23 protein-coding genes are annotated in these 24,510 nt (G+C 63.7%); 11 read left to right on the top strand and 12 right to left on the bottom strand.

Features of this window, described 5'->3' with window-relative positions:
• Nucleotides 1–5 precede the first annotated feature (5 nt).
• Nucleotides 6–653, top strand: a complete 648-nt coding sequence (pdxH, locus tag ACNFG0_RS07695) for a pyridoxamine 5'-phosphate oxidase (RefSeq protein WP_196146956.1) — start codon at nt 6–8, stop codon at nt 651–653.
• On the opposite strand, the gene ACNFG0_RS07690 is transcribed toward pdxH, so the two are convergent.
• A complete protein-coding gene (locus tag ACNFG0_RS07690) occupies nt 650–883 on the bottom strand; it encodes a hypothetical protein (RefSeq protein ID WP_416764394.1) in 234 nt (77 codons plus the stop codon). The genes pdxH and ACNFG0_RS07690 overlap by 4 nt on opposite strands.
• A 146-nt stretch (nt 884–1,029) precedes the next feature.
• Here ACNFG0_RS07690 and ACNFG0_RS07685 point away from each other — a divergent pair, with 146 nt between their 5' ends.
• On the top strand, nt 1,030–1,494 hold the full coding sequence (locus ACNFG0_RS07685; protein ID WP_084856081.1) for a glycine zipper 2TM domain-containing protein: 465 nt from the start codon (nt 1,030–1,032) through the stop codon (nt 1,492–1,494).
• 65 nt (nt 1,495–1,559) lie between these two features.
• On the opposite strand, the gene nhaA is transcribed toward ACNFG0_RS07685, so the two are convergent.
• The 8 genes from nhaA to ACNFG0_RS07645 form a co-directional block, all read right to left on the bottom strand.
• Complete coding sequence (nhaA, locus tag ACNFG0_RS07680) at nt 1,560–2,753, bottom strand: Na+/H+ antiporter NhaA (protein ID WP_196146958.1); 1,194 nt, start codon at nt 2,751–2,753, stop codon at nt 1,560–1,562.
• A gap of 353 nt (nt 2,754–3,106) precedes the next feature.
• Nucleotides 3,107–4,720, bottom strand: coding sequence for an NAD(P)/FAD-dependent oxidoreductase (locus ACNFG0_RS07675; protein ID WP_416764393.1), 1,614 nt, complete (start codon nt 4,718–4,720; stop codon nt 3,107–3,109).
• A 103-nt stretch (nt 4,721–4,823) separates the two neighbouring features.
• A complete protein-coding gene (locus ACNFG0_RS07670) occupies nt 4,824–5,498 on the bottom strand; it encodes a COG3650 family protein (RefSeq protein WP_196146960.1) in 675 nt (224 codons plus the stop codon).
• 444 nt (nt 5,499–5,942) lie between these two features.
• Nucleotides 5,943–6,644, bottom strand: a complete 702-nt coding sequence (locus ACNFG0_RS07665) for an ABC transporter ATP-binding protein (protein WP_416764392.1) — start codon at nt 6,642–6,644, stop codon at nt 5,943–5,945.
• Nucleotides 6,645–7,412, bottom strand: a complete 768-nt coding sequence (gene livG, locus ACNFG0_RS07660) for a high-affinity branched-chain amino acid ABC transporter ATP-binding protein LivG (protein WP_084856089.1) — start codon at nt 7,410–7,412, stop codon at nt 6,645–6,647. It abuts the gene before it with no gap.
• On the bottom strand, nt 7,409–8,665 hold the full coding sequence (locus ACNFG0_RS07655) for a high-affinity branched-chain amino acid ABC transporter permease LivM (RefSeq protein ID WP_416764390.1): 1,257 nt from the start codon (nt 8,663–8,665) through the stop codon (nt 7,409–7,411). The genes livG and ACNFG0_RS07655 overlap by 4 nt, the downstream gene beginning before the upstream one ends.
• Nucleotides 8,662–9,585, bottom strand: a complete 924-nt coding sequence (livH, locus tag ACNFG0_RS07650; RefSeq protein ID WP_084856094.1) for a high-affinity branched-chain amino acid ABC transporter permease LivH — start codon at nt 9,583–9,585, stop codon at nt 8,662–8,664. The genes ACNFG0_RS07655 and livH overlap by 4 nt, the downstream gene beginning before the upstream one ends.
• A 186-nt stretch (nt 9,586–9,771) precedes the next feature.
• A complete protein-coding gene (locus ACNFG0_RS07645; RefSeq protein ID WP_196146895.1) occupies nt 9,772–10,890 on the bottom strand; it encodes a branched-chain amino acid ABC transporter substrate-binding protein in 1,119 nt (372 codons plus the stop codon).
• A 356-nt stretch (nt 10,891–11,246) separates the two neighbouring features.
• Between ACNFG0_RS07645 and ACNFG0_RS07640 the strand changes: the two genes are divergently transcribed.
• Nucleotides 11,247–11,552 carry a DUF2288 domain-containing protein gene (locus ACNFG0_RS07640; protein WP_196146894.1) on the top strand — a complete coding sequence of 102 codons (306 nt, stop codon included), beginning with the start codon at nt 11,247–11,249 and terminating at the stop codon, nt 11,550–11,552.
• Between the two features lie 233 nt (nt 11,553–11,785).
• The gene (locus ACNFG0_RS07635; protein ID WP_196146893.1) at nt 11,786–12,673 is read left to right on the top strand and encodes an NAD(P)-dependent oxidoreductase; all 888 of its coding nucleotides are present in this window, start codon (nt 11,786–11,788) and stop codon (nt 12,671–12,673) included.
• On the opposite strand, the gene ACNFG0_RS07630 is transcribed toward ACNFG0_RS07635, so the two are convergent.
• Nucleotides 12,573–14,837, bottom strand: coding sequence for a putative bifunctional diguanylate cyclase/phosphodiesterase (locus ACNFG0_RS07630; RefSeq protein ID WP_416764389.1), 2,265 nt, complete (start codon nt 14,835–14,837; stop codon nt 12,573–12,575). The genes ACNFG0_RS07635 and ACNFG0_RS07630 overlap by 101 nt on opposite strands.
• 273 nt (nt 14,838–15,110) lie before the next feature.
• Entirely contained in the window at nt 15,111–17,957 is a 2,847-nt protein-coding gene (rapA, locus tag ACNFG0_RS07625; RefSeq protein WP_196156371.1) for an RNA polymerase-associated protein RapA, read from the bottom strand.
• 123 nt (nt 17,958–18,080) lie between these two features.
• Here rapA and ACNFG0_RS07620 point away from each other — a divergent pair, with 123 nt between their 5' ends.
• The 7 genes from ACNFG0_RS07620 to ACNFG0_RS07590 all read left to right on the top strand — a co-directional run bounded on the left by ACNFG0_RS07620 (nt 18,081) and on the right by ACNFG0_RS07590 (nt 22,931).
• A complete protein-coding gene (locus ACNFG0_RS07620) occupies nt 18,081–18,776 on the top strand; it encodes a M949_RS01915 family surface polysaccharide biosynthesis protein (RefSeq protein ID WP_196146890.1) in 696 nt (231 codons plus the stop codon).
• A 99-nt stretch (nt 18,777–18,875) separates the two neighbouring features.
• On the top strand, nt 18,876–19,202 hold the full coding sequence (locus ACNFG0_RS07615; RefSeq protein ID WP_416764388.1) for an aspartate-semialdehyde dehydrogenase: 327 nt from the start codon (nt 18,876–18,878) through the stop codon (nt 19,200–19,202).
• Nucleotides 19,203–19,263: 61 nt separating this feature from the next.
• On the top strand, nt 19,264–19,422 hold the full coding sequence (locus ACNFG0_RS07610) for a hypothetical protein (protein ID WP_196146888.1): 159 nt from the start codon (nt 19,264–19,266) through the stop codon (nt 19,420–19,422).
• A gap of 135 nt (nt 19,423–19,557) precedes the next feature.
• On the top strand, nt 19,558–19,674 hold the full coding sequence (gene ccoM, locus ACNFG0_RS07605; protein WP_301178464.1) for a cytochrome c oxidase subunit CcoM: 117 nt from the start codon (nt 19,558–19,560) through the stop codon (nt 19,672–19,674).
• A 193-nt stretch (nt 19,675–19,867) separates the two neighbouring features.
• Entirely contained in the window at nt 19,868–21,856 is a 1,989-nt protein-coding gene (locus ACNFG0_RS07600) for an FUSC family protein (RefSeq protein WP_196146887.1), read from the top strand.
• Nucleotides 21,843–22,049: a DUF1656 domain-containing protein gene (locus ACNFG0_RS07595; RefSeq protein ID WP_416764387.1), complete on the top strand. Its 207-nt coding sequence runs from the start codon at nt 21,843–21,845 to the stop codon at nt 22,047–22,049. The genes ACNFG0_RS07600 and ACNFG0_RS07595 overlap by 14 nt, the downstream gene beginning before the upstream one ends.
• A 12-nt stretch (nt 22,050–22,061) precedes the next feature.
• On the top strand, nt 22,062–22,931 hold the full coding sequence (locus tag ACNFG0_RS07590; protein ID WP_416764385.1) for an efflux RND transporter periplasmic adaptor subunit: 870 nt from the start codon (nt 22,062–22,064) through the stop codon (nt 22,929–22,931).
• Nucleotides 22,932–22,934: 3 nt separating this feature from the next.
• On the opposite strand, the gene ACNFG0_RS07585 is transcribed toward ACNFG0_RS07590, so the two are convergent.
• A complete protein-coding gene (locus ACNFG0_RS07585; protein WP_416764384.1) occupies nt 22,935–24,137 on the bottom strand; it encodes an ATP-binding protein in 1,203 nt (400 codons plus the stop codon).
• Between the last annotated feature and the right edge of the window lie 373 nt (nt 24,138–24,510).

Below are 24,510 nucleotides of genomic sequence, written 5' to 3'. Positions count from 1 at the left end.
CTGTCATGACCCAGTCCCTGGCCGATATGCGCCGCGACTACACCCGCGATGGCCTGGCCGAAGACCAGGCCCCGGGCGAGCCGTTCGCCCTGTTCCACCAATGGTTCGGCGAGGCGGTGAAGACCGAGCAGCCACCGGTGGAGGCCAATGCGATGACCCTCGCCACCGTCGATGGCGAAGGTCGTCCGCATTGCCGGGTACTGTTGCTCAAGGGGCTCGACGAGCGTGGCTTCACCTTCTTCACCAACTACGACAGCGCCAAGGGCCAGCATTTGCTGGCCAACCCCTTTGCCGCCTTGACGTTCTTCTGGCCGGCACTGGAACGCCAGGTGCGTATCGAAGGGCGGGTGGAAAAGGTCACGGCCAAGGAGTCCGACGACTACTACCAGGTGCGCCCGCTGGGCAGCCGCCTGGGGGCCTGGGCTTCGCCCCAGAGCCGGGTCATCGCCGGTCGCGAGGAACTCGAAGGGCTGGTCAAGGCCACCGAGGCGCGCTTTTCCGACACCCAACCCCATTGTCCCGAGCATTGGGGCGGGTACCGCCTGCTGCCCGAGCGCATCGAGTTCTGGCAAGGGCGGGCCAGCCGGCTGCACGACCGCCTGAACTACCGCAAGGTGGACGGCCAGTGGCTGCGTGAGCGCTTGGCGCCCTAACCTTTGTAGGCTGCGGCCTGGCGCTCGAGCCAGGCCGCCAGCTCCGTTCGCTTGATCTTCTGCCCCCGCGCCTGTGCGAGGCATTCGAGCATATAGGTGCGCTTGGCCGGGTCAGTGCCTGCCAATGACAGCGCCAGGTCCCGGTCCATCCAGCGCCGCATGCGCACGTACAGCCACCCATGGAAATACAGGCCCGCGACGGTCGTCACCACGACGATGAAGTAATCCATGGCTATCCTTGATGTCGATGAACAGGCCTGCCGCAGGTGGATGCAGGCTGTACCCAAGCTGAATAAAAACAGTTTTATACCGTATGTGTCGTGACAGTCGCCAACGCGCGGGGTCTAATGGACACCTGACTTATGGAGAGTTTCCCATGCGTAAATCCGTTTTGCTGGTGGCCAGTTTTACCACCCTGTCGCTGTTGCTCGGCGGTTGTGCGTCGAACCTGTCCGGTGACAGCTATTCCCGAGACGAGGCCCGCCGTGTACAGACCGTGCGCATGGGCACCATCGAATCCTTGCGTCCGGTGAAGATCGAAGGCACCAAGACCCCGATCGGCGGCGGTGCAGGCGCCGTGGTCGGTGGTGTGGCCGGTAGCGCCATCGGTGGCGGTCGCGGCAGCATCGTTGCCGCGGTGATCGGCGCTGTTGCCGGCGGCCTGGCAGGTTCCGCCGCCGAGGAAGGCCTGACCCGTACCCAGGGTGTGGAGATCACCGTACGTGAAGACGACGGCAGCATGCGCGCCTATGTACAGCAAGTGCAGCAGAACGAGATCTTCCGCGTCGGCGAGCGTGTTCGCATCCTGACGGTCGATGGCACCAGCCGCGTTACCCACTGATCGGCGCAGGCAAAATGAAAACCCCGACATGGCTAGGCCGGTCGGGGTTTTTTATGGCCTGGCGATCAGTTGCCCAGCGACTTGCGGCTTGCCATCGCGGTGATCCCATAGCCGAACAACGCAGCGAACAGCGAGCCGGTGAGGATGCCCATGCGGTCCATGCCGGCGAAGTCGCTGGCGCCGGGCACGAAGGCCAGGGAGCCGACGAACAGGCTCATGGTGAAGCCGATGCCGCAAAGAACGGCCACGCCCAGTACTTGCCCCCAATTCGCGCCAGAGGGCAGGGCGGCCAGGCGCAGCTTGACCGCGACCCACGTCAGGCCGAACACACCGAGCGTCTTGCCCGCCAGTAGGCCGATGGCGATGCCCAGGGGGACCGGGTGAGTGAAGCTGTCCACAGTCATGCCTGCCAGGGACACGCCGGCATTGGCGAAGGCGAACAACGGCAGGATGGCATAGGCGACCCAGGGATGCAGGGCGTGTTCGAGACGCAGCAGGGGCGACGGCTCGGCAGGCCGGGTGCGCAGCGGGATGCACAGCGCCAGGGCCACGCCGGCCAAAGTCGCATGCACACCGCTCTTGAGCACGCAGACCCACAGCACAAGCCCCACCAGCAGATAGGGCGTCAGCTTCACCACCCCGAGCCGGTTCATGGCCAGCAGCGCCAGCAGGCAGGCAGCGGCCAGCATCAGCGACAGGCTCGACAGGCTGCCTGAGTAGAACAGGGCGATGATGACGATGGCGCCCAGGTCATCGATGATTGCCAGGGTCATCAGGAACAGCTTCAACGACACCGGCACCCGCTTGCCGAGCAGTGCCAGCACGCCCAATGCGAAGGCGATATCGGTGGCGGTGGGGATGGCCCAGCCGGCGATGGCGGCGGGGTTGTCGCGGTTGATGTACCAGTAGATCAGTGCCGGCACCAGCATGCCACCGATGGCAGCAGTGGCGGGTAGCACTACCTGCGAGGGCTTGGACAGGTGGCCTTCGACGACCTCGCGCTTGACCTCCAGGCCGATCAGCAGGAAGAACAGGGCCATCAGGCCATCGTTGATCCACAGGAGCAGTGGCTTGGCGATCTGCAAGGCACCGACCTGGACCGCGACCGGCACGTCGAGCAGGCCGCCATAGAGGTAGGCAAGGGGTGAATTGTTGATGATCAACGCGAGCACGGCGGCGGCGATCAGCAACAAGCCACCCGCGGCTTCCAGCTGGAGGAAACGGGAAATAAGGGTACGCACGGCCAAACGGGTCTCCATGAGCAGGTTTGGTTTGAAAAAGATAAACCCTAGCGTGGCGGCATCGGTATTGAAACCAAAACGCCCGGCGCTTTTGTCATAAGGTTTTACTGCCTGACTCGCGAAGCCTAGAGAACTTTGGGAAGGGGGATGAGGGGGTTTTTCTGATTTTTTGCATGGTTTTTGCCACAGGGGGGCGCGCTGCCCCCTGTGGGAGCAGGCTCTCATAGAACAACGCATAACTATCTGATTTTGCGGGCCTTGTGGGAGCGGGGGGCGCTAGCCGCTTGTTCTCTGCGCGACAGCGCAGCCCGAAGGGCTGGGTAATCTCCCACAGGGATGATGGCTGGTTGTATGTGCTACAGCCCAGCTACTCAGCCATCGAGCCCCAGCATGTCACGGGCCACGGCTTCGGCGATGCGGATGCCATCGACGCCGGCGGAAAGAATGCCGCCTGCATAACCGGCCCCTTCACCGGCCGGATACAGGCCTTTGAGGTTGAGGCTCTGGTAGTCCGCACCCCGGGTGATGCGCACCGGCGAGGACGTGCGCGTTTCGATGCCGGTCAGCACCGCGTCGTGCAGGTTGTAGCCCTTGATCTGGCGGTCGAACGCCGGTAGGGCCTCGCGGATCGCTTCGATGGCGAAGTCCGGCAGGCTGGGTGCCAGGTCGCCCAGGGTGACGCCGGGTTTGTAGGAGGGCTCGACGCTACCCAGTTCAGTGGAGGCACGCCCCGCGACGAAATCGCCGACCAGCTGTGCCGGTGCCTGGTAGTTGCTGCCGCCCATGACATAGGCGTGGGCTTCCAGGCGCTCCTGCAGCTCGATACCGGCCAGTGGGCCGCCCGGGTAGTCGCGCTCCGGGTCGATGCCGACGACGATGCCGGAGTTGGCGTTGCGCTCGTTACGCGAATACTGGCTCATGCCGTTGGTGACGACCCGGCCTGGCTCGCTGGTGGCCGCTACCACGGTGCCGCCCGGGCACATGCAGAAGCTGTACACCGAACGACCGTTCTTGGCGTGGTACACCAGCTTGTAGTCGGCAGCGCCCAGTTTCGGGTGGCCGGCGTACTTGCCCAGGCGCGCCTTGTCGATCAGCGTCTGTGGGTGCTCGATGCGGAAACCGACCGAGAATGGCTTGGCTTCCATGTACACGCCTTTGGCGTGAAGCATGCGGAACGTGTCGCGGGCACTGTGGCCCAGGGCCAGGACCACATGACGCGAATGCAGCTGTTCGCCACTCTCCAACACCACGCCGGTCAGCTGGCCGTCTTCGACCAGCAGGTCGGTGACCTTCTGCTGGAAGCGCACTTCGGCGCCCAGGGCGATCATGTCCTGGCGCATCTGTTCGACCATGCCGGTCAGGCGGAAGGTACCGATGTGCGGTTTGTTGATGTAGAGGATTTCTTCTGGCGCGCCGGCCTTGACGAATTCTTCCAGGACCTTGCGGCCGTGGTGGTTCGGGTCCTTGATCTGGCTGTACAGCTTGCCGTCGGAGAACGTCCCGGCGCCGCCTTCGCCGAACTGCACGTTGGACTCGGGATTGAGCACGCTTTTACGCCACAGGCCCCAGGTGTCCTTGGTGCGCTGGCGCACTTCCTTGCCGCGCTCGAGGATGATCGGCTTGAAGCCCATCTGCGCGAGCAGCAGGCCTGCGAAGATGCCGCAGGGGCCGAAGCCGACCACGATCGGGCGCTCCTGCAGGTCGACCGGGGCCTGGCCGACGAACGTGTAGGTCACGTCCGGGGCCGGGCCGATGTTGCGATCGTCGGCGAACTTGCGCAGCAGCTCGGCTTCGTTGCTGGTTTCCAGGTCGATGGTATAGATGAACAGCAGTTCGCTGTTCTTCTTGCGCGCGTCATAGCTGCGCTTGAACAGGGTGAAGCCGAGCAGCTGTTCATCGGTGATGCCCAGGCGTTGCACGATGGCCTCGCGCAGCGCTTCGTCGGCGTGGTCCAGGGGCAGCTTCAGTTCGGTGATTCGTAGCATGGCAGGGTCCAGTATCCCGGCCATGGGCGGCCGGCGGCTTTACACAAACCGCCAAGTATAAGCTGTTAGCCGCCTCGGCTGGAGGATAAAAGCGCCCAGGCGATCAGTTGTCGCGGGCGCCGCCGTAGTAGCCACAGCCTTGCAGGGTCTGGCCGTCGATGCGCAGTTCGGCGCGCAAGTGGCGCACGGCGCCGCTCATGCTGTCGACGCAGCGCTGTGGGGCAACCCAGAGTTCGATGTGCTGGCCGTTGGCTTCGCTGCTCAGGGTCAGGCCGCCGCCGGGCACTTCTTCTTCGAGGAAGGGCAGGGGTAGCGGGTCTTTGCCGGGGCGCTCGATGATCATGCCGTTGCCGCTGGCTTTGATCGCCCAGTCGGGTTCGTGGCCATCGGCGCGCAGGGTCAATTGCTTGAAGTTGGGGTCTTCGCAGGCGCGGGTGGAGGGTTCGAGGCGATACAGGCGCTGCACGTCGAGGCGGCCATCGTTGTCGGCCTGCTTGCTGCCGGCCAGGCGCCCACGCACATCGGCAAAGAGTTTGTCGCCTGCGTCGTCGGCTAGATTGGCGGCTTCCTGCAACAGGCCTGTGGCACCGGCGTCATTGACCACGAAGCGGCGGGCCTCGGTGCAAGGCTTGAATAGCAGCTTGCCACCCCCGGCGCTCAGTTCGCCTTGCATGCGCAGGGTGCCGATGTTTGGGTCGGCAGGCTTGTCCGCCAGCAACTGGCAGCCCGCGAACAGAGGCAGCAGGGTGGCGAGCAGCAGGGGAGGGGTGAGGCGCATGGGGCGGGCTCCAGCATTCAGCAAAATGAAGGGGCACGTTACCCAGCCTCGGAGGGGATCACAAGGTTTCTGTGGTGCTTGCCCCGCGATGGTGCCGGGGCAGGCGCCGCATAACCACCAGGCAGAAAAAAGGGCCCGAAGGCTAATGCCTGTCAGTTAAGGACATGGGGCGCTGCACGCCCATCGCCGGGGGGCCCGCGGCCCCCCCGAACCCCGGCGCCGGGGGGGGGGCCCGGGGCCCGGGGGGGGCCGCGGGGCGGCGGGGGGGGGGGGGGGGGCCCCCCGGCACGCGGCCTCCCACACGAACCGCGTCAGCCGGGCGGCCCGGGCTGCCCCTGGGGGCGCGGGCTTGCCGGCGATGGGCTGCGTAGCAGCCCCAAGTGCAGCCGATAAGGCTTAACTGACTGGCATTGGCCCGAAGGCCCTTTCTCCAACCCGTGTTGCTCAACCGCCCAGGTAGGCGTCGCGCACTTTCGGGTCTACCAGCAATGCTTCGCCGGTACCCTGCATCACCACCTTGCCGTTCTCCAGCACATAGGCGCGATCGGCGATCTTCAACGCCTGGTTGGCGTTCTGCTCCACCAGGAACACCGTCACGCCGTCGCGACGCAGCTGTTCGATGATGTCGAAGATCTGCTGGATGATGATCGGTGCCAGGCCCAGGGACGGTTCGTCGAGCAACAGCAGCTTGGGCTTGCTCATCAGCGCCCGGCCGATGGCCAGCATCTGCTGCTCGCCGCCGGACATGGTGCCGCCACGCTGCACGTAGCGCTCCTTCAGGCGAGGGAAGAGCTCCAGGACCTTGTCCAACTGCTCCTGGTAGTCGCCCTTGTTGGTGAAGAAGCCGCCCATCGCCAGGTTCTCTTCCACGGTCAGGCGGGCGAACACTCGGCGACCTTCCGGCACCACCGCGATGCTCTTGCGCATGATGTGCGAAGAGGGCTGGCCGACCAGCTCCTCACCCAGGTACTTGATGCTGCCACTGTGAGCCTGTGGTGAGCCACAGAGGGTCATCAGCAGGGTCGACTTGCCGGCGCCGTTGGCGCCGATCAGGGTGACGATCTCGCCTTGGTTGATCTCCACGTTGACACTGTGCAGCGCCTGGATCTTGCCGTAGAAGGTGGAAACGTTCTCGAACTTCAGCATTTACGCCTCCCCCAGGTAGGCCTTGATCACATCAGGGTTGCCGCGAATCTCTTCCGGCGTGCCATCGGCCAGGGGCGTGCCCTGGTTGATCACCACGATGTGGTCGGAAATGCTCATCACCAGCTTCATGTCGTGCTCGATCAGCAGCACGGTCACGTTGTGGGATTCGCGCAGGTAGGCGATCAGGGCCTTGAGGTCCTCGGTCTCCTTGGGGTTCAGGCCGGCGGCGGGTTCGTCGAGCATGATGATCCGGGGCTGGGTCATCATGCAGCGGGCGATTTCCAGGCGGCGCTGCTGGCCGTAGGCCAGTGTGCCGGCGGTACGGTTGGCGAACTCGGTCAGGTTGACCTTCTCCAGCCAGTACTGCGCGCGCTCCATGGCCTCCTTCTCGCTGCGGCGGAAGCTCGGTGTCTTGAACAGGCCGGCGAAGAAATTGGTGTTCAAATGGCGGTGCTGGGCGATCAGCAGGTTTTCCAGCGCGGTCATCTCCTTGAACAGGCGCACGTTCTGGAAAGTCCGTACCACGCCCTTGCGGGCGATCTGGTGGCCGGCCAGGCCCTGGATCGGCTGGCCATCGAGCAGGATGGTGCCGCCGCTGGGCTTGTAGAAGCCGGTCAGGCAGTTGAACACGGTGGTCTTGCCTGCACCGTTGGGGCCGATCAATGCCACCACCTGTTTTTCCTTGACGGTCAGGCCCACGCCGTTGACCGCCAACAAGCCGCCGAAGCGCATGCTCAGGCCGCTGACTTGCAGAATTTCGCGGCTCATCGACGCAGCTCCATATGGGGACGTTGCATGGGCAGCAGGCCCTGCGGACGCCAGATCATCATCAACACCATCAGCGCACCGAACATCAACATGCGGTACTCGCTGAACTCACGCATCAGCTCCGGCAGCAGGATCATCACGATGGCCGCGAGGATCACGCCCAACTGAGAGCCCATGCCGCCGAGCACGACGATGGCGAGGATGATCGCCGACTCGATGAAGGTGAACGACTCCGGTGTTACCAGCCCTTGGCGCGCAGCGAAGAAGCTGCCGGCGAAACCGGCGAAGCAGGCACCCAGGGTGAAGGCCGACAGCTTGATCACGGTCGGGTTCAGGCCCAGTGCACGACAGGCGATCTCGTCCTCGCGCAGCGCTTCCCAGGCGCGGCCGATCGGCATGCGCAGCAGGCGGTTGATCACGAACAGCGCCAGCAACGCCAGCAACAGGGCGACCAGGTAGAGGAAGATCACTTTGTTGATCGAGTTGTACTGCAGGCCGAAGAACTCATGGAAGGTCTGCATCCCTTCGGCGGCGCGACGTTCGAAGGTCAGGCCGAAGAAGGTCGGTTTCTCGATGTTGCTGATGCCGTTGGGGCCACCGGTCAGGCCGGTAAGGTTACGCAGGAACAGGCGGATGATCTCGCCAAAGCCCAGGGTCACGATCGCCAGGTAGTCACCCCGCAGGCGCAGCACCGGGAAGCCGAGCAGGAAGCCGAAGGTCGCCGCCATGAGGCCGGCGATCGGCAGGCAGATCCAGAAGCTCAGGCCGAAGTAGTGCGACAGCAGGGCGTAGCTGTAGGCGCCGACGGCGTAGAAGCCGACGTAGCCGAGGTCCAGCAGGCCCGCCAGGCCCACCACGATGTTCAGGCCAAGGCCCAGCAGCACGTAGATGAGGATCAGCGTGGCGATGTCGACCGCGCCCCGCGAGCCGAAGAACGGCCAGACCAGCGCCACCACGATCAGGCCCATGATGACCCAGCGCTGGGTCTTGGGCAGGGTCAGGTAGTGGGTGACCGACGCCGGAACCAGCTTGCGGTCGGAGCGCCCGCGCATCATTGCGCTCCACTGCTTGTCGAACAGCACGCGCAAGAACATCAGCACCGAGCAGATGGCGATGATCGAGAGGGTGAACGGCCCCTGGCTGTGAACCACCAGGTTGATGCCGTCGATGCTGAGCTTCAGGCCCAGCACCGGGAAGGCCACGGCCCAGACCAGGGCGACGCTGAACAGCGCCTGTTTGAGATTTCTGTTCATACTTTTTCAACCTCCGGACGGCCCAGGATGCCGGTCGGCCGGAACAGCAGGACAAGAACCAAGAGTCCGAATGCCACCACGTCCTTGTACTGGTCGCCGAAGATGTCGGCGCCGAAGGCTTCGGCCACGCCCAGCACCAGGCCACCGAGCATGGCGCCCGGGATACTGCCGATGCCGCCCAGAACCGCCGCGGTGAAGGCCTTCAGGCCCACCAGGAAACCCGCGTTGGGGTTGATCACCCCGTACTGCATGCTCAGCAGCACGGCCGCCACCGCCGCCAGCGCGGCACCGATGACGAAGGTCAGGGCGATGATGTTATTGGTGTTGATGCCCAGCAGGTTGGCCATCTTGATGTCCTCGGCGCAGGCACGGCAGGCGCGCCCCAGGCGGGAACGGGAGATGAACAGGGTCAGGCAGGTCATGGCTACCAGGGTGACCACGAACACCAGGATCTGCATGTAGGACACCAGCACTTCCTCGGCACCGCCTGGCCCGAAGGAGATGGATCCGGGAATCAGGTTGGGGATGGACTTGTCCTTGGAATCCTGCGAAAGCAGGACGGTGTTCTGCAGGAAGATCGACATGCCGATGGCGGAAATCAGCGGGATCAGGCGGTTGCTGTTGCGCAGGGGGCGGTAGGCAACCCGTTCGATGCTGTAGCCATAGGCACTGGTCACGACGATGGTGGCGATGAAGGCCACGGTCATCAGCAGGGGCAGCGAATCGATGCCCATCATGGCCAGGCCCGCCAGGGCGATGAAGGCCACGTAGGAACCGATCATGTACACCTCGCCGTGGGCGAAGTTGATCATGCCGATGATGCCGTACACCATGGTGTAGCCGATGGCGATCAAGGCATAGGTGCTGCCGATGGTCAATCCATTAACCAGTTGTTGGAAGAAATGGTAGATCTCAGGCATTACAGCGCTCCTAAAAACCTGATTTGCATTTCACTGGCAGGGGTACGGCCAGGAAACCGCGGGTGACGGTTTTAAGATTTTCAGGTGGGCCCGCCCCCGGATCGCGGGGATCAGGCCCATGAACCTCGTAAAACAAAGCCCACTGCTCGCACAGTGGGCTTTTACGGTCAGCTATTAGTCACGCAGTTACTGAGGGGAGACTTCGGTCTTCGGCTTGCCGAAGTGCCATTCGTAGACCACGAACTTGAAGTCTTTGAGGTCGCCCTTGTCGTCGAACGACAGGTCGCCGGTCGGGGTCTTGAAGGTGCCCTTGTGGATTGCCTCGGCCACTTTCTCGGCGTCGTCGCTGGAGCCGGCGGCCTTGATACCGTCAGCGATCACCTGGACGGCGGAGTAGGCCGGGAACACGAACGGACCGCTCGGGTCCTTGCCGTCGGCCTTGATGGCGTCGACGATGGCCTTGTTCGCCGGGTCGGCGTCGAACGACTTGGGCAGGGTGACCAGCAGGCCTTCGGAGGCATTCTGGGCGATCTGCGAAATGGAGTCGTTGCCGACGCCTTCCGGACCCATGAACTTGGCCTTCAGGCCTTTTTCCTGGGCTTGGCGCAGGATCAGGCCCAGCTCTGGGTGGTAGCCGCCGTAATAGACGAAGTCGACATTGTTCTGCTTGAGCTTCTGGATGATCGAGGAGAAGTCCTTGTCACCGGCGTTCAGGCCTTCGAAGACCGCGACTTTGACGTTCTTGCCTTCCAGGGTCTGTTTGACCGCGGTGGCGATACCTTCGCCGTACTGCTGCTTGTCGTGCAGGACCGCGACGATCTTCGGCTTGACGTGATCGGCGATGTAGTTGCCGGCGGCAGGGCCCTGGGCGCTGTCCAGGCCGATGGTGCGGAACACCAGCTTGTAGCCACGGGCTGTGATTTCCGGGCTGGTGGCAGCCGGGGTGATCATGATCACGCCTTCGTCTTCGTAGATATCGGACGCAGGCTGGGTGGAGCTGGAGCACAGGTGGCCGACCACGAACTTGACGCCGTCGTTGACCACTTTGTTGGCGACGGCCACGGCCTGTTTAGGGTCGCAGGCGTCGTCGTATTCCTTGGCTTCGAGCATCTTGCCGTCGATGCCACCCTTGGCGTTGATGTCCTTGATGGCCTGCTTGGCGCCAACGAACTGCATGTCGCCGTACTGGGTGACCGGACCGGTCTTGGGCCCGGCGATACCGATCTTGATGGTATCGGCGGCAAACGAATGGCTGGCAACCCCGGCCAGTACCATTGCGGCGAACAGCTTGGAAATCTTGATCATAGTGCTCCACTCATTCTGTTGTAATTCTTATAGTCCTGGCGGCCAGGGCTACAGATCGGGTGGTCTCCGGCACGGCCACGCCATGTCGCAAGCCCACCTTCCCCGGAACATGTCCCGGAACTGTACCGGTACAGTGTAGAGCGCCCTTCGAGCGCTTGAAAAGCGGGCGAAAAGTGCCAGTTCCCCAGGGTGTCGCCTGATCGAAACAAAGATACAGAAAAGCGCCATTACTTTGCCTGCATCTTTGCCCCCACCCCACAACTTCGGGGTTAATCGATCAAATTACATATTTGAAACCGGGTTTTTCTGCAAAAATGCCGGCCTTTTTTCCTGGCCGAATTTTTTTGGAGCAACCCATGACCGATCAAGTAAGCACCCTCTATGCCAAATTGCTCGGCGAGACGGCAACCATCGAGTGGAAGGCACTGGAGCGTTTCTGGGCCAAGGGTGACCTGATTTGGGTCGACCCGAGCCTGGACCTCATCGCCGTTGCCGAGGCAATGGCCGAGAATCGCAGCGAGATCTTCGCCAAGTGGCGTGATGATGGCACTGTCGCGCCCGTTTCCGCGGAGCAGGCGCTCGACTTCCAGCGCCGTGATCCGCCGATCTGGGCGGTGGTGGTTTCGCCGTTCGTGGTGATGCAAGAAAAGAAAGCCCAGTGATGCTGCTCCGTTTTGGTGCGTGAAAATGCACAGAGCAGGGCAACGGATGCTTGTCGGCGTTCAGCCAAGGTGGCCGTTGGTAACAGTGGCTGGGAATTCGGCACTGCGGTAACAGTTTACGATATGCGTAATCAGGCTCTGTTCGTTACGCATGGGCCTGTGTGCCATGCGCGACAGCACGGCGATGTATGATCCGCCTCCGTGCTTCTTGTTCATCTGTTATGGAGTCGCTCATGAGTACTGCATTGCCTTCGCTGGGGTTCGCCGGGATCGGCCTGATGGGGTTGCCGATGTGTCGGCGCTTGCTGGCGGCGGGTTACCCCTTGACGGTATGGAACCGTAGCCCGGAAAAATGTGCCGAACTGGTGGCCGCTGGCGCACGGCTGGCCGCGACCCCTGCCGAGTTGTGCCGCGATACCGACATGGTGCTGCTGTGCCTGGCTGACACGGCGGTGGTGCGCGAGGTGGTGTTCGGCGAGGCAGGTGTCGCCGAAGGTGGGCACGAAGGGCAGTTGCTGGTGGACTTCTCCAGCCTGGAGCCGACAGCCACTCGCGAGATGGCCGCCGAGTTGGCGGCGCTGTGCGGCATGGCTTGGCTGGATGCCCCGGTTTCCGGTGGCACCCCGGGGGCCGAGGCCGGCACCCTGGCGATCATGGTCGGCGGCGAGCAGCAGGACTTGGAGCGCGCCCGCCCGGTGCTGTTGACGCTCGGGCAGCGGGTGACCCACATGGGCGCCGTCGGCGCAGGCCAGGTGACCAAGGCCTGCAACCAGATGATTGTCGCCTGCAATGCTCTGGTGATTGCCGAGGTGGTGGCCCTGGCCGAGCAGTCCGGTGTGGATGCGCGGTTGATCGCCGAGGCCCTGGCCGGAGGCTTCGCCGACTCCAAGCCGTTGCAGATCCTCGCGCCGCAGATGGCCGAGAGCCGCTTCGAGCCGATCAAATGGCATGTGCGCACATTGCTCAAGGACCTGGATACCGCCGTGAAGTTTTCCCGCGAGCAGGGTTCGGCGACCCCGGTCAGTGGCCTTGCCGCGCAACTGATGCGCTTGCATGGTAGCCAGGGGTATCTGCAAAAAGATCCAGCGACCTTGGTCGAACTGTATCGCAACAAGGATTGAAGCCTGCGGCCTGGCAGTCGAGCCGCTCGAGGGGCGATCGCAGCTCGGCCAGCGCCACCGGGCGGCTGAGCAGGTAGCCCTGCAGGTAATCGCAACCATGGGCGGCGAGGAACGCGTGTTGTTCGAGGGTCTCGACGCCTTCGGTTACCACCTGCAGGTGCAGGGTGTGGGCCATGACGATGATGGCCTGAACGATCTCGCGGTCCTTCTGGCTGCCGGGTACTTCCTGGATGAACGATCGATCGATCTTCAGCACGTCCAGGGGCAGACGCTTGAGGTAAGCCAGCGATGAATAGCCCGTGCCGAAATCATCGATCGACAAGGCAACGCCCTGTGCGCGTACCCGCTTGAGCAGGCTGACGACCCGCTGGATATCGCCCATCAGCGCATTCTCGGTGACCTCCAACTCCAGGTACCTTGGAGCCAGGCCAGCCTCGAACAAGGCCATTTCCACTTCGTTGGGCAATACCTCGCGGCCCAGGGTCACGGCCGAGCAGTTGACCGTGACCTTGAGGTTGGCGTGGCCCTGGCGATGCAGCGAGGCCAGGTCCTTGCAGGCGCGGTGCAACACCCAAAGGTCGAGGTCGGCGATCAGGCCATTGGCCTCGGCGATGCCGATGAAGCGGTCCGGGCTCAGCAGGCCATGCTGGGGGTGTTGCCAGCGCACCAGGGCTTCCAGCTTGGCCACCTGGCCGTTGTGCAGGTCGAAGATCGGTTGGTAGTGCACGCACAAGCCACGCTCTTCGAGCAGCGCGATCCGCAGCTCCTCCTCCAGTTGCAACTCTAGCGTCGCGCGGGTCTTCAGGCTGTTGTTGAAGAAGTTCAGGCTGTTGCGACCGCAGCCTTTGGACTGGTAAAGCGCAAGGTCAGCGTTCTTGAGCAGTTCCTCGGCGGTGCGCCCGTCATCGGGGAAGATGCTGATGCCGATGCTGGTGGTCATGACCATGCGCCGGCCCCCCAGGTCGATCGGGTCCTTCATCCGCTGCATGATGCGCTGCGCCAGGTGGCGTGCCTCGTCACGGCTGTTGAGGCTGGTGACGATGCAGAATTCGTCGCCACCGAAGCGTGCCACCAGGTCGTGGTTGCGGGTAGCGGCCTTGATATGGCCGGCAATCACTTTGAGCAATTCATCGCCCGCGGCATGGCCGAGGCTGTCATTGATGCGCTTGAAGTGGTCGATATCGAGGAACATCACGGCCAGCATGCTTTCGTTGACCGAGAGTTCGGCCAGGCGCTCGGCGAATACCTGGTTGAACCCACGGCGGTTGACCAGGTTGGTCAGGGCATCGTAATGAGCCGCCTGTTGCAACGAAGCGCGGGCCTGGTCCAGCTGGCTGAGCAGCATGTTGACCCGGCGCAGGTCGTGCTCCTTGCTTTGCAGCTTGCGGTCCGCCAGGGCGGCACTGATGCTGCTGCCGCTGATCAACAGGGTGATGAAGGCCACGGTCAGGGCCAGTTGCAGGCTGTTGTCGACCGAAGGCAGGTGCAGGGCGCTGCCGGCCGGCACCACCAGGGTCATCGCAGCCATGCTGGCGAAGTGGGTCAGCAGCAGGCCGCCGCCCATGAGCAGGCTGGCCGCGTATTTGCTGGCCAGGTGCAGGGTGCCGCTGCCCTTGCTGAAAAAGCGCGCCATCACCAAGGCCGCGAGGCTGGCCGCCATGGCGATGCCCAGCGAAGCCAATGACAGTTCGGGGTGATAGTACGGGCGTGCGCTGGTGTTCAGCGCTGCCATGCCCACGTAGTGCATTACCGTGACGCCCAGCCCGATGAACAGGGCACCCTTCACGTAATGGCGAGGGCGCATGTCGACGCGATCGAGGCTGTTCATCGTCAGCCAGGCGGTGAGCAGGGCGATCAGCAGCGACAGGCCGGTCAAGGGCACGTCGTAGCGCACGTCCACCGGTGCTTGCAGGGCCAATAGGCTAGTGAAGTGCAGCGCCCAGATGCCAGCCGCCAGGCAACAAGCGCCAAGCACACGCCATTGTCGACGGGCGGTGGGGTCTTCGCTTTGGCTCTGGCGCTCGGTCATGTCCAGGGTCGCGAAGCACGCGATGCACGCAATCCCATAGGCAAGCAGCACCAAGAGGGGATCGTGGCGGCAGTCGAGGATGATTTGGCCGGTTGCCGGCAGCGTGTCGAACAGGTGCAGTCCCAACCACTCCATTGCTCGCCTCTTCGTCGAGTTCTCACTCGTCCCCAAAAAGCCGGAGGAGACCGTTCAGCAGCAGTATAGGAATGAGCGTTTAAGTCAGCCTGGTTAATGGCATTTTGATTTCAACCATTTGGATATTGGCTTGATAGCGGGGCGTTCTAAGGCGCGGGAGCGTTTTACGCCCCTTTCGCGGCATAAGGCCGCTCCTACAGGAGGCGAGGGCCGTCCTTGTAGGAGCGGCCTTGTGCCGCGATGGGCTGCAAAGCAGCCCTTTTTACCGCGCAATCAGCCGGCGACCAGCACGCGGATCGCCTCCAGGCGCAGGGCGGCCTTGTCGAGCATGGCCAGCCCGTCTTCACGCTGCTTGCGCAGGGCATCGATCTCGCTGTCACGCACGCTCGGGTTGACGGCCTTGAGTGCGGTCAGGCGAGCCAGTTCTTCGTCGGCCTGCGCTGCCAGGCGGCGCTGGGCCTCGGCCACGCGCTCGACATGGGTCGGCATGACCTTGGCCTCGCCATCGGCGATACGCTTGGCCAGCACGTCACGCTGAGCCTGGACGAACTTGTTGGCGCTGGCCTTGGGCACGCTTTCCAGCTGGTCGTTGAGGGTTTCGAAGGCCACGCGCGGGGCCAGGTCGTTGCCGTTGGCATCGAGCAGGCAGCGCAGGGCAGCCGGAGGCAGATAACGGCCCAGCTGCAGGCTCCGCGGGGCTACCACCTCGCTGACATAGAGCAGCTCGAGCAGCACGGTGCCGGGCTTGAGCGCCTTGTTCTTGATCAGCGCCACGGCGGTGTTGCCCATGGAGCCGGACAGTACCAGGTCCATGCCGCCCTGGACCATCGGGTGCTCCCAGGTCAGGAACTGCATGTCCTCGCGCGACAGCGCCTGGTTGCGGTCGTAGGTGATGGTCACGCCTTCGTCGTCGCCCAGCGGGAAGCTGGCGTCGAGCATCTTCTCGCTCGGCTTGAGGATCAGGGCGTTTTCCGAATGGTCTTCGCTGTCGATGCCGAAGGCGTCGAACAGGGTCTCCATGTAGATCGGCAGGGCGAACTGGTCGTCCTGCTCGAGAATGTCCTCGACCAGCGCCTGGCCTTCGCCGGCACCGCCGGAGTTGAGCTCCAGCAAGCGGTCGCGGCCGGTGTGCAGCTCGGCTTCCAGGCGTTCACGCTCGGTTCGTGCCTCGCCCACCAGCGTATCCCAGGCCTTGGCATCGCCGCCCTCGAGCAACGCCAACAGACGCGGGCCGAACTGGTGTTGCAGCGCGTTGCCGGTCGGGCAGGTGTTGAGGAAGGCGTTCAGGCCCAGGTGGTACCACTGGAACAGGCGCTCTTGCGGGCTGTCCTGCAGGTAGGGGATATGCAGTTCGATGGTGTGCTTCTGGCCGATCCGGTCGAGGCGGCCGATACGCTGCTCGAGCAGGTCCGGGTGCGCCGGCAGGTCGAACATCACCAAGTGATGGGCGAACTGGAAGTTGCGGCCTTCGCTGCCGATTTCCGAACAGATCAGTACCTGGGCGCCAAATTCCTCGTCGGCGAAGTAGGCGGCGGCACGGTCGCGCTCGAGGATGCTCATGCCTTCATGGAAGACCGTGGCCGGGATGCCGGAGCGTACGCGCAGGGCGTCTTCCAGGTCCATGGCGGTCTCGGCGTGGGCGCAGATCACCAGGACCTTGGTGCGCTTGAGCATCTTCAGGGTGTCGATCAGCCAGTCCACCCGCGGATCGAAACGCCACCAGCGTTCGTCGTCGCCGGCTTCGCCTTGGGCCTGGAAGGCCACTTCCGGGTACAACTCGGCACGTTCGCCGCTCGGCAGGTCGACGTATTGCTGCGGGTTGGGCAGCGGGTAGGGATGCAACTGGCGCTCGGGGAAGCCCTGGATCGCCGCACGGGTGTTACGGAACAGCACGCGGCCGGTGCCATGGCGGTCGAGCAGTTCGCGGATCAGCCGTGCGCTGGCCTGGCTGTCGCCGTCACTGACCGCGCCTAGCAGCGCCTCGCCCTCGGCGCCAAGGAAGCCGGCGATGGTGGCATGGGCCTTGGGCGAAAGGCGGCCTTCGTCGAGCAGTTCCTGAACGGCTTCTGCCACCGGGCGATAGTGCTCGCTCTCGGCGCGGAAGGCGGCCAGGTCATGGAAGCGGTTGGGGTCGAGCAGGCGCAGGCGGGCGAAGTGGCTGTCCTGGCCCAGCTGCTCGGGGGTCGCGGTGAGCAGCAGCACGCCAGGTATGACCTGGGCCAGTTGCTCGACCAGGGTATATTCCGGGCTGGCCTGTTCTTCATGCCAAACCAGGTGGTGGGCTTCGTCGACCACCATCAGGTCCCAGCCCGCCGCGAACAGGGCGTCCTGGGCTTTCTCGTCGTCCACCAGCCATTCCAGCGCCACCAGGGCGAGCTGGGCGTCCTCGAACGGGTTGCTGGCGTCGCTTTCGATGAAGCGCTCGGCATCGAACAACGCCACCTGCAGGTTGAAGCGGCGGCGCATTTCCACCAACCACTGGTGCTGGAGGTTTTCCGGCACCAGTATCAGCACGCGGCTGGCGCGGCCATTGAGCAGCTGGCGATGGATCACCAGGCCGGCTTCGATGGTCTTGCCCAGGCCCACTTCGTCGGCCAGCAATACGCGCGGCGCGATCCGGTCGGCGACTTCGCGGGCGATGTGCAACTGGTGGGCGATAGGTTGCGCGCGGCAGCCGCCCAGGCCCCAGAGCGTCGACAGCATCTGCTTGCTGGTGTGTTGCAGGGTGTTGTAGCGCAGGGAGAACCAGGACAGCGGGTCGATCTGCCCGGCGAACAGGCGGTCGCTGGCCAGGCGGAACTGGATGAAGTTGGAAAGCTGGGTTTCCGGCAGCACGCGGGCTTGGTTCTGCCCGTCGAGGCCGTGGTAGACCAGCAGCCCATCGGCATCCTCGACCTCGCGTACGGTCAGTTTCCAGCCTTCGAAATGCGTGATCTGATCGCCCGGCGAGAAACGCACGCGGGTCAGCGGCGCATTGCGCAGGGAATACTGGCGGGTGTCGCCAGTGGCCGGGTAGAGCACGGTCAACAGGCGGCCATCCTGCGCCAGGATGGTCCCCAGGCCGAGCTCGGCTTCGCTGTCGCTGATCCAGCGTTGCCCCGGTTGATACTGCTGCGCCATACTGCCTGAACTCCCGCGATGAAAAAGCCGACTATGTTAACGGATAGGGGCCGGTAGACCAAAGAATCTAGAGTCTAGCTGCTTCATCGACGAACAACGTGCTGCGACGAGGGCCCATACCACATGGCTGCAAAGCACCGCTGGTTGAACGCCTCCCTGGCCATGGGCAGCTTGCTGCTGTTGGCCGCCTGTGAACAGAAGAACTTCGAAACCCTGCCTGCGATCCCGGCTGAACAGCTGGAGGTATTGGGTGTGCGTACGCCGCTCAAGAGCGTGCACTTCCGTGACCGTGACGGCGAAGGGTTGCTGGTGCTCAGCCGGGTCGATGGCCAGGCCACCGATGCCGAGACCGAGCAAGAAGTGGACAAGGTCATGCTCAAGGCCACCCTGTATGGGCGCAATGCCGAGTCGGACGTGTTCACCCCGCGCTGGCAAATCGAGCAGGAAACCAGCTGCCCGGGGCTGGACCTGGACGTGGACTTCTACACCGATGTCAGCGACGCCAGCGACCTGAACAAGGACGGTGTCGCCGAACTCACCGTGGCCAGCCATGCCTTCTGTGGCGGTGGCATCGACCCGCACGACATCGCCATCGAGATGCGCGAAGGCCAGGCGGCCTACACCATCACCGGCCAGTCGCTGATCACCCCGGCCGGCGAAGAGCCGATTGGCGGCGAGCGGGAAGACAGTGCATCGTTGAAAAATGCACCGCAGGTGATACGCGAACATATGGATGCGGTGTGGCAGCAGGTCTACAAGCGGCCCTGGAGCGAAGCCAGCCCGCCGCCCGACGAGCCGTTGGGCGAAGACCTCGAGTAAAACCCGCCCGCCAGGTTGTGATGCACCGCACACTCCGATCGGCCGGTGCTCAAGTCCAAGCGATGACCGGCCGATACAGTGGCCACAGGAGACCCTTCCATGCTGCCGCCGATCATCCCGCTCAGTGCCGCACCGGTGACTTCGCAACAGGACCCGGTCAAACCGACTCCGGATATCCCTCCGGTGGTCCCGGCGCAGCCTGCTTCCACTGATGGCACCGTGGACCTCAAGCACCAGCGCGACCCTCAGGAGCAGGCCCTGTTGCTGCGCGAGGAGCAGCGTCGCCAGCAGCAACGTCGGCAGAAGGACCAGGACGAGCGCTACAACGCCTTGCCCGGCGACGAGCTCAACGCCGACAACACCGTGCCGGTGGCTCCTCTGGGCGAACGCACCCGCCAGGGGTTGTTGGTGGACATCGAAGTCTGAGCTGGTCAGCACGGGCGCCAGGCTTCATCATGCAAGTCTCTGCTGTCAGTCGAGCCTGCCCATGAGCCAAGACAACCTGATCGATTTCGGTGCCGAACGCACCAAACGCATCCATGACCTCAAGGAAAAACGCCTGAACGAAGTACGCCAGGCGTTCGAGCAGGCTATGCCGCTGGGCAAGCCGAAGAAAAAGCCCAAGGGCAAGCCGAAGAAGCGCTGAAACTTGACGCAGGTCAACCCTGCGCCCGCCTCGCGTGCCCGCTCCAGGGCACCATTGACTCCGGTCAATTTTCTCTTCCCCCGTATTCGCTACCTTGCACCCATCGGACAACGGCAGACGAAACGGGAGGCCGACATGTTCTTCGACAATGTGGTTATCGCCGGTGTGGTAACGGTCGGGTTGATGTTGGTGTTCTTCGCCGGTCTGGGCATTTTCATCTGGAAGGACTCAAGCAAGCGCAAGCCGCGCTGATCCTTCCCGATTCATGAGCACGCAAGGCATTTAGGGCGACTTCGGTCGCCCATTTTTTTTGCCTGGAATTATCAACGCCTTGGCGGCGGGTGTGTGGCTCAAAATGATGCTTAGCTAGCTAATTAATTCATCACTCTTTATCCTTGCGCCGTTGTCTATCTTTCTAACCATCACCGCCCGCAAGGTCCGATTCGTGCCCATTACCCTCCAGGCCCTGTTCGCACCCAGCAACCTCGCCCTCAAGTTCGCCATCAAGACCGTGCTTGGGGGTGGCCTGGCGTTGTGGCTGGCCATGCGTTGGGGGCTGGAACAACCTTCATGGGCGTTGATGACCGCGTTCATCGTCGCCCAGCCGCTTTCGGGCATGGTCGTGCAGAAGGGCCTGGCCCGCCTGGCCGGCACGCTGGTGGGCACGTTCATGTCGGTGGTGTTCATCGGCCTGTTCGCCCAGGCACCCTGGCTGTTCCTGTTGACCCTGGCGTTGTGGTTGGCGCTGTGTACAGCGGCCTCCACCCAATTGCGCAGCGCGTGGGCCTACTCGTTCGTACTGGCGGGCTACACCGTGGCGATCATCGCCTTGCCATCGATCAACCACCCTCTGCAGGTGTTCGACCAGGCGGTGGCACGCTGCACCGAGATCTGTCTGGGGATTGTCTGCGCCACGGCCACCAGCGCCTTGCTCTGGCCGATGCGGGTCGAGCAACAGCTTGCAGGCCAAGCGCGCCAGGCCTGGCACAACGGCTTGCAGGCCTCCAGCGCCATGTTGGGCGGCGAGGACGAGGCGCGCAAGGGCTTGCTGGAAATCCTCGGGCGGATCGTCGCCATCGATGCTCAGCGTGAACACGCCTGGTTCGAAGGCAACCGTGGCCGCCAGCGGGCCAGGGCGATTCGTGGGCTGAGCCAGAAGCTCATGGTGTTGTTGCGTATTTCACGCTCGGTGCGCCGCCAATGGCGTCAGCTCGATGAAGCCGAGGCCGATCGGCTGGCGCCTTGGCTGAACGAGGTGCGCGCACAACTGGCCGAGCCCGACTCGCCCAGCCTGCTGTTGTTGCGCCAGCGCATCTGGGATGCGGCCCACGATGAGCAGATCAGCTCGGCCGAACACTATTGCCTGGCGCGCATGGCCCTGTTGCTGGATATCGCCATGGCCGCGACCCAGGCCTTGCAGGACGCCGAACAGGGCAGGGCGCCGAAAGACGTGCCCCAGGGCCTGGCCGCGCACCGCGACTTACCGCTGGCATTGCTGTTCGGCTCACGCAGCGCCCTGGCGTTCCTGACCATGGCCGGTTTCTGGCTGGCCACCGCGTGGCCGGCGGCACCGGGCGGGTTGGTGCTGACTTGCGTCGTCTGCAGCCTGTTCGCCAGCCGCGAGAATGGCGCGCAGATCGGCCTGAGTTTCCTGCGCGGCATCCTGCTCGCCATTCCCGTGGCCTTTTTGGTCGGGCAGATCCTGCTGCCGCAATGGAGCAGTTTCGCCATGCTCTGCCTGGGGATGGGCGTACCGCTGTTCCTGGGCGCCTTGGGCATGGCGCATCCGCGCACCGGTGCAACCGCCACGTCCTATTGCCTGCATTTCATCGTGTTGGTGGCGCCGCTCAATACCATGCAGTTCGATGTCGCAACCATGCTCAACAGCGCCCAGGCCATGCTGCTGGGTGTCGGGGCCGCGGTGATGGCCTTCCGTCTGGTGGTGCTGCGCCACCCGGCCTGGCTCGGGCGTCGCCTGCGGGCGGCGACCCAGAGCGACCTGGTGCGCCTGACCCGGCGCGACCTGCGCGGTGCCGACAGCTGGTTCGGTGGACGTATGGCCGATCGTCTGATGCAACTGGCCCGGCACGCCAGCGAATTGCCCGAGGCCGAGCGCAAGCGCTGGGACGATGGTGTGCATGCACTGGACATCGGTGACGAGCTGGTGCACCTGCGCATGTGTCTGGCCGTGGCCCAGGCGCCGTTGGGGCCAGCCGAACGCCATTACCTGCAGCAGTTGGAAGCCGTGCTGGCCAGTGGGCCTGCACCAGGGCGTAGCCAGCGCCTGGATGCGGCGACCGAGCAATTCATCGAGGCGCTGCATCGTCAGCCACCTAGCGACCCGCTGCGCCTGGCTGTTGGCGCGGCGTTGCAATTGCGTAGCAGCTGGGGCAAGTGGTGCGGTCGCCAGGAGGAAATCCATGGGCTTGCGTGAATGGGCGCTGGGCGGTGTGCTGCTCAGCCCGTTTCTGATCTATGCATTGCTGGCGCTGCTGCTTACCGGCCTGCTGCGCCTGGTGGTGCAGGCCACGCCGCTGGGGCGGTGGATCTGGCACGAGGCGCTGTTCGATGCGGCATTGTTCGTTTGTGTCCTGTCCCTGGTGGTGCATTTCCTGGGGCCTTTGTAAGGAGTGATACCCATGCGTACAGCCGTACGTGCCTTCGTTACCCTCTGCGTGGTGGCCATCGCCGTGTTCGCCGGTTATCACTTGTGGCAGTACTACATGCTCACGCCCTGGACCCGCGATGCGCGGGTGCGCGCGGATGTGGTGGTGATCGCCCCGGATGTGTCCGGTTGGGTGCGTGAGCTCAAGGTCCAGGACAACCAGCAAGTAAGGGCCGGCGATCTGCTCATGATCATCGATCGCGAGCGTTTCCAGGCCGCTTTCGACCAGGCCAACGCCGTGGCCGAGACCCGTGCCCATCAGTTGCGCCTGCGCGAGCGCGAGGCGGCGCGGCGCACGGCCTTGGGCCCGGATGCGATCAGCGCCGAACTGCGCGAGAACGCTCAGATCAACGCTGCCGTCGCCCGGGGCGAGTTGCATGAGGCGCAGGCACAATTGCACGTGGCCAGGATCAACCTGGAACGCAGCGAAGTAAGGGCCCCGCGCAGCGGGCACATTACCAACCTACGCCTGGCCCAGGGCAACTACGTCAACACCGGCCAATCGGTCATGGCCCTGGTGGATGATGCCACCTTCTATATCCAGGCGTATTTCGAAGAGACCAAGCTGCCGCGTATCCACGTCGGCGACCCGGTGAAAGTCTGGCTGATGGGCGCCGGCGCGGCGATCGACGGCCATGTGCAAAGCATCAGCCGTGGCATCACCGACAGCAACAGCAACCCCGACAGCCAACTGTTGCCCGAGGTCGAACCGACATTCAACTGGGTGCGCCTGGCCCAGCGCATTCCGGTCCGTATCCGCCTGGACCATATTCCCCAGGGCATGATCCTCAGTGCCGGGATGACCGCCAGCGTGCAGGTGCATGAGGCGCAGGCCGAACGTTGAGCGTCATGGGGGCGTGCTGGCCGTTGACCAGGCGACGGGCAGGCGGAAGCTGAACAACGTCCCCACCTGGGCGTTCGATACGACCTCCATGGAACCGCCGTGGGCCAAGGCGATCTGGTTGGCTATATAAAGCCCCAGCCCCAGTCCTTGCTGTGACCTGCTGGACAGCGGCCGGGAAAAGGGCTGAAACAGCTGTGCCAGGGTCTGCGCCGGGATAGGCTCGCCCAGGTTGTGCACGCTGAGTACGAAGATACCGTCGTGCAGGGTCGCGGTGACGGTGACCGGCTCTTCGGCGGCACCATGGGCCAGGGCGTTGGCGATCAGGTTGGAGAGCAATTGGGCGATGCGTTCGCGGTCGCAGTGCAGCCCGCCGATGTCGCCGATGTTCAGCTGGATCCGCCGCTGTGGATGCACGCGCTGCAGCTCCGAGGCGACATGGGCCAGGGCCTCGCCCAGGTCATGGCAGGGTTGCTGGTTGATGGGGATGCCGCTGCCCAGGCGGCCACGGGCGAAGTCCAGCATGTCGCGCACCAGTTGGGCGGCGCGGTTGCCGGAGGTCTGGATATGGCGGGCGATGACGCGGTTGCGTTCGTCCTGAAGGCGCTGGACGAGCAACTCCGCCCCGGCAGTGATGGCGAACAATGGGTTGCGCAGGTCGTGGCCGAGCACCGCGATGAATTGCTCGCGTACCTCCGCCATGGCGCGTTCCTTCTGCAGGGCCAGCTCGGTGCGCTGGGCGCTTTCCTCGCTTTCTATCTGGATCGACAGCAGGCGGGCGAATGACTCCATCATGGGTTGGATGGCGCTGCCCTTGAGTGAGGTGGGCCTGGGGTCGAGGGCGCTGATGGTGCCGAAGAAACTGCCATCGGTGCGCAGCACCGGCACTGAGATATAGCTTTCGAAACGGTAGAGCCGGGGCGCGTGGTGCCGGGCGTACTGTTCGTCCTCGCTGGCCTGGTCGATCACGATGGTCTGGTGGCTGCTGCGGGTTTCCTGGCACAAGGTCGTGGTGACGTCGAGTTCGTCGCCAGGCTTGAGGCCCAGGCCCAGGTTGTCCAGTACGGCACAGGCGGTCCAGCTGTTCTCGGTCACCCGTGCCACGGCGGCAAAGCGCATGCCGGTGGTCTCGCAGATGACCTGGAGGAGGGCGGGTACTGCGCTGATGCGGCCGATGATGGCGATGTCGGCGCTGATGGCGTTGGCCATGGCATGCAGTGTCCGTGGCGGTAAGAAGCATCAGTCTAGCGGGGCGTCAGAGGCAGGATACGAAAAGTTGGCGAACGGTCTTGGGTCGCCCTGAGTGTTGTGGCGTCTATCCGGCAAGCGCCTGCTCGCCTTAAGGTCCTCACACTAAATATTTCAAATAATTGAAATAAACGGTTGACGCCCTTCTGAATCCCCTTATAATGCGCCCCACTTCCGACGCAGTCGAAACGCAAAACTCCTTGGGATTCAATGAGTTGAACGCTTCAGGTAGTATCGGAAGGCTTCGGTCTCACAGATCGGCAGCGGTGAAAAAGGCAGTTGACAGCAGGTTTTAACGCTGTATGATTCGCCTCCCGCTACGAGAGATCGCAGC

Source organism: Pseudomonas sp. NY15372, from assembly GCF_048068215.1.
Classification (GTDB): domain Bacteria; phylum Pseudomonadota; class Gammaproteobacteria; order Pseudomonadales; family Pseudomonadaceae; genus Aquipseudomonas; species Aquipseudomonas guariconensis_A.
This window is presented reverse-complemented; position numbering and strand designations above follow the sequence as displayed.